The 13,129-nt window shown below is 60.2% G+C and carries 10 protein-coding genes; all 10 read right to left on the reverse strand.

Features of this window, described 5'->3' with window-relative positions:
• Positions 1-61: 61 nt before the first annotated feature.
• The 10 genes from kdsA to lpxD all read right to left on the reverse strand — a co-directional run bounded on the left by kdsA (position 62) and on the right by lpxD (position 13,126).
• Positions 62-907: a 3-deoxy-8-phosphooctulonate synthase gene (kdsA, locus tag QRN10_RS01505; protein ID WP_003189190.1), complete on the reverse strand. Its 846-nt coding sequence runs from the start codon at positions 905-907 to the stop codon at positions 62-64.
• Between the two features lie 5 nt (positions 908-912).
• Positions 913-2,544 (reverse strand): CTP synthase, encoded by a 1,632-nt coding sequence (gene pyrG, locus QRN10_RS01510; RefSeq protein WP_071488807.1) that lies wholly within the window; start codon positions 2,542-2,544, stop codon positions 913-915.
• A 273-nt stretch (positions 2,545-2,817) separates the two neighbouring features.
• Complete coding sequence (gene tilS / locus QRN10_RS01515; RefSeq protein ID WP_285427739.1) at positions 2,818-4,128, reverse strand: tRNA lysidine(34) synthetase TilS; 1,311 nt, start codon at positions 4,126-4,128, stop codon at positions 2,818-2,820.
• A 160-nt stretch (positions 4,129-4,288) separates the two neighbouring features.
• Positions 4,289-5,236 carry an acetyl-CoA carboxylase carboxyltransferase subunit alpha gene (locus tag QRN10_RS01520; RefSeq protein ID WP_181079287.1) on the reverse strand — a complete coding sequence of 316 codons (948 nt, stop codon included), beginning with the start codon at positions 5,234-5,236 and terminating at the stop codon, positions 4,289-4,291.
• Positions 5,237-5,376: 140 nt separating this feature from the next.
• Complete coding sequence (dnaE, locus tag QRN10_RS01525) at positions 5,377-8,898, reverse strand: DNA polymerase III subunit alpha (RefSeq protein ID WP_285427740.1); 3,522 nt, start codon at positions 8,896-8,898, stop codon at positions 5,377-5,379.
• Between the two features lie 76 nt (positions 8,899-8,974).
• Positions 8,975-9,607, reverse strand: a complete 633-nt coding sequence (rnhB, locus tag QRN10_RS01530) for a ribonuclease HII (protein ID WP_181079281.1) — start codon at positions 9,605-9,607, stop codon at positions 8,975-8,977.
• A complete protein-coding gene (gene lpxB, locus QRN10_RS01535; protein WP_285427741.1) occupies positions 9,604-10,743 on the reverse strand; it encodes a lipid-A-disaccharide synthase in 1,140 nt (379 codons plus the stop codon). The genes rnhB and lpxB overlap by 4 nt, the downstream gene beginning before the upstream one ends.
• Positions 10,744-10,745: 2 nt before the next feature.
• Complete coding sequence (gene lpxA, locus QRN10_RS01540; RefSeq protein WP_181079275.1) at positions 10,746-11,522, reverse strand: acyl-ACP--UDP-N-acetylglucosamine O-acyltransferase; 777 nt, start codon at positions 11,520-11,522, stop codon at positions 10,746-10,748.
• Complete coding sequence (fabZ, locus tag QRN10_RS01545) at positions 11,519-11,959, reverse strand: 3-hydroxyacyl-ACP dehydratase FabZ (protein WP_003172281.1); 441 nt, start codon at positions 11,957-11,959, stop codon at positions 11,519-11,521. Before fabZ ends, lpxA begins: the two co-directional genes overlap by 4 nt.
• 111 nt (positions 11,960-12,070) lie before the next feature.
• Positions 12,071-13,126: a UDP-3-O-(3-hydroxymyristoyl)glucosamine N-acyltransferase gene (lpxD, locus tag QRN10_RS01550; RefSeq protein WP_181079272.1), complete on the reverse strand. Its 1,056-nt coding sequence runs from the start codon at positions 13,124-13,126 to the stop codon at positions 12,071-12,073.
• Between the last annotated feature and the right edge of the window lie 3 nt (positions 13,127-13,129).

Below are 13,129 nucleotides of genomic sequence, written 5' to 3' on the forward strand. Positions count from 1 at the left end.
TCATAGTGCCCTCTCAGGGCTCATTGCGAGCAAGCTCGGCTCCTGCACGGAGAAAGCGCAGTTATGCGGTTTCTACCGTCGGAAAACTCTTTACCAGCTCATCCAACTGCTTGAGCTGTGCCAGGAACGGCTCCAACTTGTCCAGGCGCAGGGCGCAAGGACCGTCGCACTTGGCATTGTCGGGGTCCGGGTGGGCTTCCAGGAACAGGCCGGCCAGGGATTGGCTCATGCCCGCCTTGGCCAGGTCGGTGACCTGGGCACGACGCCCGCCGGCGGAGTCCGAGCGACCGCCGGGCATTTGCAGCGCGTGGGTCACATCGAAGAACACCGGGTATTCGAACTGTTTCATGATGCCGAAACCGAGCATGTCCACCACGAGGTTGTTGTAGCCGAAGCTCGAACCGCGCTCGCAGAGAATCAACTGGTCGTTACCCGCCTCCACGCACTTGCTCAGGATGTGCTTCATTTCCTGAGGCGCGAGGAACTGGGCTTTCTTGATATTGATCACAGCGCCGGTCTTGGCCATCGCAACGACCAGGTCGGTCTGGCGCGACAGGAAGGCCGGCAACTGGATGATGTCGCACACCTCGGCGACCACGGCAGCCTGTTCAGGCTCGTGGACATCGGTGATGATCGGCACGCCGAAGGCTTGCTTGATGTCCTGGAAGATCCGCATGCCTTCTTCAAGGCCCGGGCCGCGATAGGAGGTTACGGACGAACGGTTGGCCTTGTCGAAGCTGGCCTTGAACACATAAGGAATACCCAGTTTCTGGGTAACCCGCACGTATTCTTCACAGACCTGCATCGCCATGTCACGGCTTTCCAGCACGTTCATGCCGCCGAACAGCACCATGGGCTTGTCGTTGGCAATCTCGATGTCGCCTACGCGAATGATCTTCTGGGCCATCAGGTTTACGCCTTTTTCTGATGTTGCGTCAGTGCAGCTTTGACGAAACCGCTGAACAGTGGGTGACCATCACGTGGAGTCGAGGTGAACTCAGGGTGGAACTGGCAGGCCACAAACCACGGATGATCCGGCGCCTCGACCACTTCAACCAGCGCGCCATCACCGGAGCGACCGGAAATTTTCAGGCCGGCTTCTTTGATCTGCGGCAGCAGGTTGTTGTTCACTTCATAGCGATGGCGGTGACGCTCGACGATCACGTCCTTACCGTAGCAATCGTGAACCAGCGAGCCCGGCTCCAGCAGGCAATCCTGCGCGCCCAGGCGCATGGTGCCACCCAGATCGGAGGCTTCGGTACGCACTTCGACCGCACCGGTGGCGTCTTCCCACTCGGTGATCAGGCCCACGACCGGGTGACCGCTCTTGCTGTCGAACTCGGTGGAGTTGGCGTCTTTCCAGCCCAGCACGTTACGGGCGAACTCGATAACGGCCACTTGCATGCCCAGGCAGATACCCAGGTACGGCACTTTGTTTTCACGGGCGTACTGCACGGCGGTGATCTTGCCTTCCACGCCACGCAGGCCGAAACCGCCAGGCACGAGGATCGCATCCACGCCTTCGAGCAGCGCGGTGCCCTGGTTCTCGATGTCTTCGGAATCGATATAGCGCAGGTTGACCTTGGTGCGGTTGCTGATACCGGCGTGGCTCATCGCTTCGATCAGCGACTTGTACGCGTCCAGCAATTCCATGTACTTGCCGACCATGGCGATGGTGACTTCGTGCTCGGGGTTGAGCTTGGCGTCGACCACCGCTTCCCACTCGGACAGGTCCGCGCCGTTGCACTGCAGGCCGAAACGCTCGACCACAAAATCGTCCAGGCCCTGCGAATGCAGGATGCCCGGGATCTTGTAGATGGTGTCGGCGTCTTCCAGGGCAATCACCGCACGTTCTTCAACGTTAGTGAACTGCGCGATCTTGCGACGCGAGGAAATATCGATCGGGTGATCGGAGCGGCATACCAGCACGTCCGGCTGCAGGCCGATGGAACGCAGTTCCTTGACCGAGTGCTGGGTTGGCTTGGTTTTGGTTTCGCCGGCAGTGGCGATGTACGGTACCAAGGTCAGGTGCATCAGCATCGCGCGCTTGGCGCCGACTTCGAAACGCAGCTGGCGGATGGCTTCGAGGAACGGTTGGGACTCGATGTCACCCACGGTACCGCCGATCTCGACCATCGCCACGTCGGCATCGCCCGCACCCTTGATGATGCGGCGCTTGATTTCGTCGGTGATGTGCGGGATCACCTGGATGGTTGCACCCAGGTAGTCACCACGGCGCTCTTTGCGCAGCACGTGCTCGTAGACACGGCCAGTGGTGAAGTTGTTGTTCTGGGTCATGGTCGTGCGGATGAACCGCTCGTAGTGGCCCAGGTCCAGGTCGGTCTCGGCGCCGTCGTGTGTGACGAACACTTCACCGTGCTGGAACGGGCTCATGGTGCCCGGGTCGACGTTGATGTACGGGTCCAGCTTGAGCATGGTGACTTTAAGCCCCCGCGCCTCCAGGATGGCCGCCAATGAAGCGGAGGCAATGCCTTTCCCCAATGAAGAAACAACACCGCCCGTGACGAATATGTAGCGCGTCATGAAAAACCCTAGAAGTCTGCGTTAAAGCGGTCCGAGCCGCCGGGGAAAGCGAAGAGAGGCCGAAGCCCCCGATCACCTGCATTAATCACAGTGCACCTTTCAAAAAAACCGCCGCGTGGTGACAGACCAGCAATGGAACACCGGTACGTTGATCGCTACACATTTTTTGGAATCGCCCAGCAAAGACTGCTTGGTAATCGGCAACTGCTGCGATTCAGGCGAATCCACAGAAGTTGTATCAAGAAGGGAGCGTAGTCTACCGGAAAGGCTCTATCAGCTCAAACCTTGATCGCAGGTCTGTGGCACCCAATGCAATTGCCAGCCTTCACTCGGTGCGACCCGCAGTCCAGCGAGGGTGGGCACGCCGAGCAATCGTTCGCACTGATACAGCAGCGGCAATCTGCCACGGACGAAGCCCGGCACGCCGCTTTCGTTGAGCAAACGCTTCAGATCTCGTCGACCGCGGCCCGGCACGTCAAGGGTTTCACCGCCCTGGCGATAACGGACCTCGAACGGACCTGCCGGCGCCTTGCCGACAATTCTCAGCAGGCCATTGCCGGGTAACGGTAGCGGGTGTTGCGCATCAGGCCAGCTCACCGCGGTGTCGGAAAATTCCGACCATGAGGAAGGCAACCACCAGATGCGCTCGCCGCAACGGTGTAATTGCCCATCAGCCAGACGCCATAACGGCTGCGCGTCGTGCCGGGCATCACGCAAGGACTGCCAGCCGACCCAGTGATCGCTGTCGGGCAGACGTGTCAGCGGACTCAGCCAATGGCGCAAGGCGTTGCGCTGCCGGGCATCGGAAAGCTCTCGCAGACAAGCAAGCGCCAGGGATGGCAAGGGCAGCCAGGGAAATGGCGAGGGCTGATCGGCTGCCTGCAGATCTATCCGGGCCAACTCATCGAGCAAGCCCTGGGCTTCGTTCAAGTGTTCCGCGCTGCGGGCCAGCCGGCTGACGGCTTGCGGCCAGCGCTCGGTCAGTCTCGGAAATACGCGGTGGCGCAGGTAATTGCGGGAGAACTGAGTGTCCGTATTGGAAGGGTCGGCGATCCACTGGAGCTGATGCGCCATGGCATAGGCTTCCAGCTCGCCCCGAGAGACATGCAACAGAGGGCGCACCAAGTGACCACCCGCCAACGGACGATGCACGGGCATTGCCGTCAACCCACGTACGCCCGCGCCGCGCAACAGGCGAAACAACAGCGTTTCGGCCTGGTCTTCACGATGCTGGGCAGTGAGCATCACCGCCCCTGCCCCCATCACCTCGGTAAACGCCTGATAACGCGCCTCACGCGCCGCACCTTCTAAACTGGCGCCGGGCTGCACCTGCACGCGCATGACACGCAGGGGCACGCCCAGGTGGTCGCAGATTGACTGACAATGGCTCGGCCATGCGTCGGCGGCGGCTTGCAAGCCATGGTGGACATGCACAGCGCTTAGAGGCGGAATTGACTCGGAGTTGGCCAGGAGATGCAGCAGAACAGTGGAATCAAGGCCGCCAGAGAAGGCGATATGCCAAGCCGGGGCGTTGCGCCACGGGGCCAGGGCGTGCAGGAGCTTGGCGGGCAAAGTCGGTTTCATCAAACGTTACCGCCGCAAATCTGAAATACGTTGACCAAGCATACACACAGCAAATATGGGAGGGGGCTCGCCCCCGATTGCTGAGTGTCAGTCACTGTATTTGCTGACTGATGCACCGCTATCGGGGCAGGCCCCCTCCCACATTAATGCTGTTGCGACCTTAGAGACCGTAGCTCATCAGGCGCTCGTAGCGACGAGCCAGCAGCGCTTCGTTATCCAGCTTCTTGAGCATCGCCAGCTGCGAGCCCAATTCTGCACGGATGGTGGCGGCAGCTGCAGCCGGGTCGCGATGGGCGCCGCCCAAGGGCTCGGCGATCACTTTGTCAACGATACCCAGGCCTTTGAGGCGGTCGGCGGTGATACCCATGGCCTCGGCGGCGTCCGGTGCTTTTTCGGCGGTTTTCCACAGGATCGAAGCGCAACCTTCGGGCGAGATCACCGCGTAGGTCGAATATTGCAGCATGTTCAACTGGTCGCAGACGCCAATCGCCAGCGCACCGCCGGAACCGCCTTCACCAATCACGGTGGCGATGATCGGGGTCTTCAGGCGCGACATGACACGCAGGTTCCAGGCAATCGCTTCGCTCTGGTTGCGCTCTTCGGCGTCAATGCCTGGATACGCGCCCGGCGTATCGATAAAAGTCAGGATCGGCATCTTGAACCGCTCGGCCATTTCCATCAGGCGGCAGGCCTTGCGGTAACCTTCCGGACGCGGCATGCCGAAGTTGCGACGCACCTTCTCGCGCACTTCACGGCCTTTCTGGTGGCCGATAACCATGACCGGCTGGTCGTCCAGACGTGCAATACCACCCACGATAGCCGCGTCGTCGGAGAAGTGACGATCGCCGTGCAGTTCGTCGAACTCGGTAAAGATGTGCTGGATATAGTCCAGGGTGTACGGACGGCGCGGGTGGCGAGCCAGACGCGCGATCTGCCAACTGGTCAGCTTGCCGAAGATGTCCTCGGTGAGCGTGCTGCTCTTTTCCTGCAGGCGGGCGATCTCATCGCCGATGTTCAGCGAATTGTCATTGCCGACCAGGCGCAGCTCTTCGATCTTGGCTTGCAGGTCAGCGATCGGCTGTTCGAAATCAAGAAAATTCGGGTTCATAAGCGTCCGTCTTGGGTCGACGGCCAGGGAGTGCCTGGCCAGCCGGTTGTCTATTCGCGCCCTACCTTAAGGGAGAGGCGCGTTTAGGTCGAGATTAAATGTTTTGTCGATCAAGCTGAATGCCACTACCGGGCCAGCCATCAACGGTATTGGAGGAAGACGTTGTCTCGCCCGAACTGGTCACGCAATGCTTGAATCAAGCCATCGGCGGGATCAATTCGCCAGCTTTCGCCGAACTGAAGCATGGCCTTCGCATCGTTACCGGTGTACTCCATGGTCACCGGGCACGCGCCACGGTGACGCTTGAGCAGATCACCCAACCAGCGTAGCTGATCGCCTTTCAGGGCCTCGGTTTTCACCTTCAGGCGCAGGCTCTCGGCCAGGTTGGTGCGGGCATCCTCCATGCTCATTACCCGTTTGATCCGCAGGCGCAGGCCGCCGGAGAAGTCATCGTTGCTGACCTCCCCTTCCACCACCACCATGGCGTCGGTCTGCAACAGCGACTGAGCAGAATGGAACGCATCGGCGAACAACGAGGCCTCGATCCGCCCCGAACGGTCATCAAGAGTAATGAAGCCCATCTTGTCGCCCTTTTTGTTCTTCATCACCCGCAGCGCAATGATCATGCCGGCCACGGTCTGGGTATCCCGCGCCGGTTTCAGGTCGATGATGCGCTGGCGAGCGAAACGGCGGATTTCGCCTTCGTACTCGTCAATCGGATGACCGGTAAGGTAGAGCCCCAGGGTATCTTTTTCGCCCTTGAGACGTTCCTTGAGCGTTAACTCCTTGGCCTTGCGGTGGTTGGCGTACACATCCGCGTCTTCTTCGACGAACAAGCCACCGAACAGGTCGGCATGCCCACTGTCATGGGTACGGGCAGTCTGTTCCGCTGCCTTGATCGCCTCTTCCATCGCGGCCAGCAGCACGGCGCGGTTGCGGTCGATATTGGCCTGGTAAGCCTTGGGCTCATCGTGGAAATACGGGCCGAGACGGTCGAGTGCGCCGCTGCGGATCAGGCCATCGAGGGTGCGCTTGTTGATGCGTTTGAGGTCGACTCGCGCGCAGAAATCGAACAGGTCTTTGAAAGGCCCGTCCTGACGCGCTTCGGTGATGGCTTCCACCGGGCCTTCGCCCACGCCCTTGATCGCGCCCAGGCCATAAATGATGCGACCTTCGTCGTTCACCGTGAACTTGAACTCCGAGGCGTTCACGTCCGGCGCGTCGAGGCGCAGCTTCATGGTGCGCACTTCCTCGATCAAGGTCACGACCTTGTCGGTGTTGTGCATATCCGCCGACAATACCGCGGCCATGAACGGCGCCGGATAGTGGGCTTTCAGCCAGGCGGTCTGATAAGACACCAGACCGTAGGCGGCGGAGTGGGATTTGTTGAAGCCGTAACCGGCGAACTTCTCCACCAGGTCGAAGATGTTACCCGCCAGGTCGGCATCGATATTGTTGGTGGCGCAACCTTCAATGAAACCGCCCCGCTGCTTGGCCATTTCCTCTGGTTTCTTTTTACCCATGGCCCGACGCAGCATATCCGCTCCGCCAAGGGTGTAACCCGCCATCACCTGAGCGATCTGCATCACCTGTTCCTGATACAGGATGATGCCGTAGGTCGGCGCCAATACCGGCTTGAGGCCTTCGTACTGGTAATCGGAGTGCGGGTACGCCAGCTCGGCACGCCCGTGCTTACGGTTGATGAAGTCATCCACCATGCCCGATTGCAGCGGCCCCGGACGGAACAGGGCCACCAGTGCGATCAAGTCTTCCAGGCAGTCGGGCTTGAGCTTTTTGATCAGCTCTTTCATCCCGCGCGACTCGAGCTGGAACACCGCCGTGGTTTCGGCTTTTTGCAGCAGGGTGTACGTCGGCTTGTCATCCAGTGGAATAAAGGCGATATCCAGCGGTTCCTCGCCCACCTTGGCGCGGTCGCGGTTGATGGTCTTGAGCGCCCAATCAATGATGGTCAGGGTGCGCAGGCCGAGGAAGTCGAACTTCACCAGGCCGGCCGCCTCCACGTCATCCTTGTCGAACTGGGTCACCAGGCCGTCGCCTTCTTCGTCGCAATAGATCGGCGAAAAGTCGGTGAGCTTGGTAGGCGCAATGACCACGCCGCCGGCGTGCTTACCGACGTTACGCACAACACCTTCAAGCTTGCGGGCCATCTCCCAGATTTCGGCGGCTTCTTCGTCGACCTTGATGAAATCGCGCAGGATTTCTTCCTGCTCGTAAGCCTTTTCCAACGTCATGCCGACTTCGAACGGGATCATCTTCGACAGGCGATCGGCCAGGCCGTAGGACTTGCCCTGCACCCGCGCCACGTCGCGGATCACCGCTTTGGCCGCCATGGAACCGAAGGTAATGATCTGGCTCACGGCGTTGCGGCCATACTTCTCGGCCACGTATTCGATCACGCGGTCGCGACCGTCCATGCAAAAGTCGACGTCGAAGTCGGGCATGGAAACCCGCTCCGGGTTCAGGAAGCGTTCGAACAGCAGGTCGTATTCCAGCGGGTCCAGGTCGGTGATCTTTTGCACATAGGCCACCAGCGAGCCAGCACCTGACCCTCGGCCCGGACCAACCGGCACGCCGTTGTTCTTGGCCCACTGGATAAAGTCCATCACGATCAGGAAGTAGCCGGGAAAGCCCATCTGGATAATGATATCCAGCTCGAAATTCAGCCGGTCGACGTAGACCTGGCGCTTGGCTTCGTAGTCTTCGGTGGTGTCCTTGGGCAGCAGGACCGCCAGCCGCTCCTCGAGGCCATCGAACGACACCTTGCGGAAATACTCATCGATGGTCATGCCAGCGGGAATCGGGAAGTTGGGCAGGAAGTGCTTGCCCAGTTTCACCTCGATATTGCAGCGCTTGGCGATCTCGACGGAGTTTTCCAGGGCCTCGGGCAGGTCGCTGAACAGCTCGGCCATTTCTTCGGCACTTTTAAGGTACTGCTCTTCGCTGTAGTTCTTCGAACGGCGCGGATCGTCCAGGGCCCGGCCTTCGCCGATGCACACGCGGGTTTCGTGGGCCTCGAAATCCTCTCGCTTGATAAAGCGCACATCGTTGGTCGCCACCAGTGGTGCGCCGAGCTTATCGGCCAGCGCCACGGCGGCGTGCAGGTGTTCTTCATCGTTGGGACGGTTGGTGCGTTGCACTTCCAGGTAGAAACGGTCGGGAAAGACCTGCATCCACTCGCGAGCCAGCACTTCGGCTTCCTGCGGGTTGCCGCCCAGCAGCGCAATACCGATCTCGCCCTCCTTGGCGGCGGACAGCATGATCAGACCTTCGCTGGCCTCGGCGACCCATTCACGCTCGATGATGATCGAGCCGTTGCGCTGACCCTCGATAAAACCACGGGAAATCAATTCGGTCAGATTGCGATAGCCCACGCCGTTCATCGCCAGCAGGCTGATACGGCTCAAGGGGTTGTCCGGGTCTTTGTTGGACAGCCACAGATCGGCGCCGCAGATCGGCTTGATGCCGGCGCCCATGGCATTCTTATAGAACTTGACCAGAGAACACATGTTGTTCTGATCAGTCACCGCAACCGCAGGCATGTTCATGCCCACCAGGGTTTTGACCAGAGGTTTGATCCGTACCAGGCCGTCGACCAGGGAATACTCAGTGTGCAGGCGCAGGTGAACGAATGAAGCCGGCATAGTGATCCTGTTCCAATACGTGAAGACAACAAGGCCCGGATTGTACCGGGCCTTGGCAAAAACATCAGCTTCGCGACTAAACCTCGATGAAGCTCTCGCGCAGCTCGTAGGCCTGGCGTACCGGGGCGAACGAGCGCCGATGAATCGGCGTGGGACCCAGGCGTGCCAGAGCTTCCAGATGAACGGGCGTCGGGTAGCCTTTGTGCCCACCAATGCCGTAGCCGGGGTAGATCAATTCAAACGCGGCCATTTCACGATCACGACTGACTTTGGCCAGGATCGAGGCCGCCGCAATTGCAGGCACCTTGCTATCCCCCTTCACCACCGCTTCCGACGGCATCCCCAGTTTCGGGCAACGGTTGCCGTCGATCATGGCCATTTTCGGGGTGATGTGCAGGCCTTCGACGGCACGCTGCATGGCCAGCATGGTGGCGTGCAGAATATTCAGCTTGTCGATTTCTTCGACTTCAGCCCGGGCAATATGCCAGCTCAAGGCTTTTTCACAGATTTCGTCGAACAGCTTTTCACGGCGGGCTTCAGTGAGCTTTTTCGAATCGTTCAACCCCAGAATCGGACGGTTCGGATCCAGGATCACCGCCGCCGTGACCACTGCGCCGCACAGCGGGCCGCGGCCGACTTCGTCGACGCCGGCCACCAGCTCATGGACTTGAGCAACCAGGCTGAAATCCAGGCCCATTTGCGTACTCATAAAGCTTCCTGTTGTTTGCCGATCAAGGTCAACACGGCGTCAGCCGCCTGGTTCGAGGCATCACGACGCAGTGTGCGGTGAATCGCATCGAAACCACGGGTCTGCTCTTCGCCGCCGTCGATCAAGGGTAGTAGGGTTTGCGCCAGGGCGTCAGGCGTCGCATCGTCCTGCAACAACTCCGGCACCAACAGGCGCTGGGCCAGCAGGTTGGGCAGGGAGATGTAAGGGCTTTTGACCATGCGCTTGAGGATCCAGAAGGTCAGCGGCGCCAGACGATAGGCCACGACCATGGGGCGCTTGTACAGCAGGGCTTCCAGCGTAGCGGTGCCCGAAGCAATCAGCACCGCATCACAGGCCGCAAGGGCCAGGTGCGATTGACCATCGAGCAGGGTTAGCGGCAGGTTGCGGCCTTGAAGCAAGGTTTCGATCTGAGCACGGCGTTGCGGGCTGGCACACGGCAACACAAACCGCACGCCAGGCTTGAGGTCTTGCAGACGTTCGGCGGCATCAAAGAAGACGCTGGCCAGGCGCCCGACTTCACCGCCTCGACTGCCGGGCATGAGCGCCACGAGCGGGCCATCGGGCAAGCCCAGTTCGGCACGGGCCGCGGCTCGATCAGCCTGCAAAGGTATCTCATCGGCCAGGGTATGCCCGACAAACCGCACCGGCACGCCCTTCTCTTCATAAAACCTGGCTTCGAAGGGCAACAGGGTCAGCATCAGGTCGCAACCCTCGCGGATCTTCAGCACGCGCTTCTGACGCCACGCCCACACGGAGGGGCTGACGTAGTGCACGGTCTTGATGCCCGCCTGGCGCAGCTTGAGTTCGATATTGAGGGTGAAATCGGGTGCATCGATGCCGATGAAGACGTCGGGCTTTTCCTCGATCAGGGTCTGAATCAACAGCTTGCGGCGCGCCAGGAGTTCGCGCAGGCGCCCCAGCACCTCTACCAACCCCATGACCGACAAGCGCTCCATAGGGAAATAGGACACAAGCCCCTCAGCCTGCATCAACGGACCACCGACACCGATGAATTCCACGGCCGGGTGCTGTGCCTTTAGCGCCCGCATAAGACCTGCGCCCAAAATGTCGCCGGAAGCTTCTCCGGCTACCAGCGCTATACGCATATTGGCCATGATCAGCGAGTGATGCCGCGCGTCGACATCTGGATAGAGTCGCGGAATACCGCAACTTCCGGGAACAGCGCAGCCGGCTCGGTGAGTTGGGTCAATGCCTGCTCCACGGTCAGCCCCTGGCGGTAAACCACCTTGTAGGCACGACGCAAGGCGTGAATGGCCTCGTCGCTGAAACCACGACGACGCATGCCTTCGAAGTTCATGCTGCGAGCTTCGGCGGGGTTGCCGAATACCGTGACATACGCCGGAACGTCCTTGCCGATAGCGGTGCCCATGCCGGAAAAGCTGTGGGCGCCGATATGGCAGTACTGGTGCACCAGCGTGAACCCCGACAGGATCGCCCAGTCGTCAACGTGCACATGCCCGGCCAAGGCGGTGTTATTGACCAGTATGCAGTGGTTGCCGATCACGCTGTCGTGGCCGATATGGGCATAAGCCATCACCAGGTTGTGATCACCCAGGGTGGTTTCGGCGCGATCCTGCACGGTGCCGCGATGAATGGTCACACCTTCTCGAATGATGTTGTGATCACCGATGACCAGGCGTGTTTCTTCACCCTTGTATTTCATGTCCGGTGTGTCTTCGCCTACCGAGGAGAACTGGTAGATGCGATTGTGTTTGCCAATACGGGTCGGCCCTTTGAGGATCACGTGCGGCCCGATGACAGTCCCCTCGCCGATTTCCACACCTGCGCCGACGATCGACCAGGGGCCGACCTCAACGTCGGCGGCCAGTACGGCCGACGGATCGATGATTGCGCGAGGGTCAATCAAACTCATAGTTTGCGTTCCGCACAGATAATCTCGGCGGAGCAGACCGGCTTGCCATCCACCGAGGCCTGGCATTCGAACTTCCAGATCTGGCGCTTGCAACTGATGAATTTGGCTTCGAGGATCAACTGATCACCCGGGGTGACCGGGTTGCGGAAACGCAGCTTGTCGGAGCCCACGAAATAGTAGAGCGTGCCGTCCGCAGGCTTGAGGTCAAGCATTTTAAAACCAAGGATACCGGCAGCCTGGGCCATCGCTTCAATGATCAACACGCCCGGCATGATGGGATGCGCGGGGAAGTGACCGTTGAAGAACGGTTCGTTGATGCTGACATTCTTGTAGGCGCGAATGCGCTTTTCCTCGACATTGAGGTCCACTACACGGTCCACCAGCAGGAACGGGTAACGGTGGGGCAGGTATTCGCGAATCTCGTTGATGTCCATCATTTCGGGGGGAAGCCTGTAATAAAGATTGGGGGCGGGCGGACTAAAGGCACGCCCCGCTAGCAAATCAAGGAGGCAGTCTAGCGGCTGTGCACACTTGATATGAAAATGGTATCAGCCTTCTGATGAAGCATTACCGCCAGGGGTCACTTCTCCAACACGCTTTTCCAGCTGCTTGAGCCGTCGGGCCATATCGTCGAGCTGGCGCAAACGCGCCGCACTCTTGCGCCATTCAGCCGCAGGTTGCATGGCGGTACCGGAAGAGTAGGCACCCGGCTCGGTAATCGAGTGGGTCACCATGGTCATGCCGGTGATGAAGACGTTGTCACAGATATCGATATGCCCTACCAGGCCGACACCGCCGGCGAGCATGCAATGCTTGCCGATACGGGTGCTGCCGGAAATCCCCACGCACGCCGCCATGGCGGTGTGATCGCCAATCTGTACGTTGTGGGCGATCTGGATCTGGTTGTCGAGCTTCACCCCATTGCCGATCACGGTATCGGCCAGGGCCCCGCGATCAACTGCAGTGTTCACGCCGATTTCCACGTCGTCGCCAATCAGCACGCCGCCGACCTGGGCAATCTTGTGCCAGACGCCTTTGGCGTTGGCAAATCCGAAGCCTTCGCCTCCGATCACCGCGCCCGACTGAATGACCACACGCTGGCCGATACGCACATCGTGATACAGCGTCACGCGCGGCGCGAGCCAGCCATCGGCACCGATCTCGCATCGCGCACCGATAAAGCAGTGCGCCCCCACCGTGACGCCTGCGGCAATGCGCGCACCACTCTCGATCACCGCAAAGGCACCAATGCTGGCCGCAGGGTCGACCTGGGCGTCATCGGCGATCATCGCTGACGGGTGAATGCCGCCGGCTGCCTTGGGTTTGGGATCGAACAGGTGCGACACCTTGGCGTACGCCAGGTACGGGTCGGCCACCACCAGCGCATCCCCGGCAAAACCTTCGGCATCGGCGGCTTTGAGCAATACGGCTGCGGCGCGGCTGTCGACGAGGTATTTACGGTATTGAGGGTTTGCGAGGAAGCTCAACTGAGCTGGGCCAGCCTCCTGCAAGGTGGCTAGCCCAGTGATTTCTTTCTCCGGGGAGCCATGCAAAGTGGCCCCCAGGAACTCGGCCAACTCGCCGAGCTTGATAGTCGCGGTCATGGC

It is taken from the genome of Pseudomonas sp. lyk4-R2A-8 (assembly GCF_030209095.1).
GTDB lineage: Bacteria > Pseudomonadota > Gammaproteobacteria > Pseudomonadales > Pseudomonadaceae > Aquipseudomonas > Aquipseudomonas quebecensis.

Bases quoted from the DNA above. Each gene is read 5' to 3' on its own strand.
- kdsA (WP_003189190.1), bottom strand. From the start codon at position 907: ATGGCCCAGAAGATCATTCGCGTAGGCGACATCGAGATTGCCAACGAC.
- pyrG (WP_071488807.1), bottom strand. From the start codon at position 2,544: ATGACGCGCTACATATTCGTCACGGGCGGTGTTGTTTCTTCATTGGGG.
- tilS (WP_285427739.1), bottom strand. From the start codon at position 4,128: ATGAAACCGACTTTGCCCGCCAAGCTCCTGCACGCCCTGGCCCCGTGG.
- QRN10_RS01520 (WP_181079287.1), bottom strand. From the start codon at position 5,236: ATGAACCCGAATTTTCTTGATTTCGAACAGCCGATCGCTGACCTGCAA.
- dnaE (WP_285427740.1), bottom strand. From the start codon at position 8,898: ATGCCGGCTTCATTCGTTCACCTGCGCCTGCACACTGAGTATTCCCTG.
- rnhB (WP_181079281.1), bottom strand. From the start codon at position 9,607: ATGAGTACGCAAATGGGCCTGGATTTCAGCCTGGTTGCTCAAGTCCAT.
- lpxB (WP_285427741.1), bottom strand. From the start codon at position 10,743: ATGGCCAATATGCGTATAGCGCTGGTAGCCGGAGAAGCTTCCGGCGAC.
- lpxA (WP_181079275.1), bottom strand. From the start codon at position 11,522: ATGAGTTTGATTGACCCTCGCGCAATCATCGATCCGTCGGCCGTACTG.
- fabZ (WP_003172281.1), bottom strand. From the start codon at position 11,959: ATGATGGACATCAACGAGATTCGCGAATACCTGCCCCACCGTTACCCG.
- lpxD (WP_181079272.1), bottom strand. From the start codon at position 13,126: ATGACCGCGACTATCAAGCTCGGCGAGTTGGCCGAGTTCCTGGGGGCC.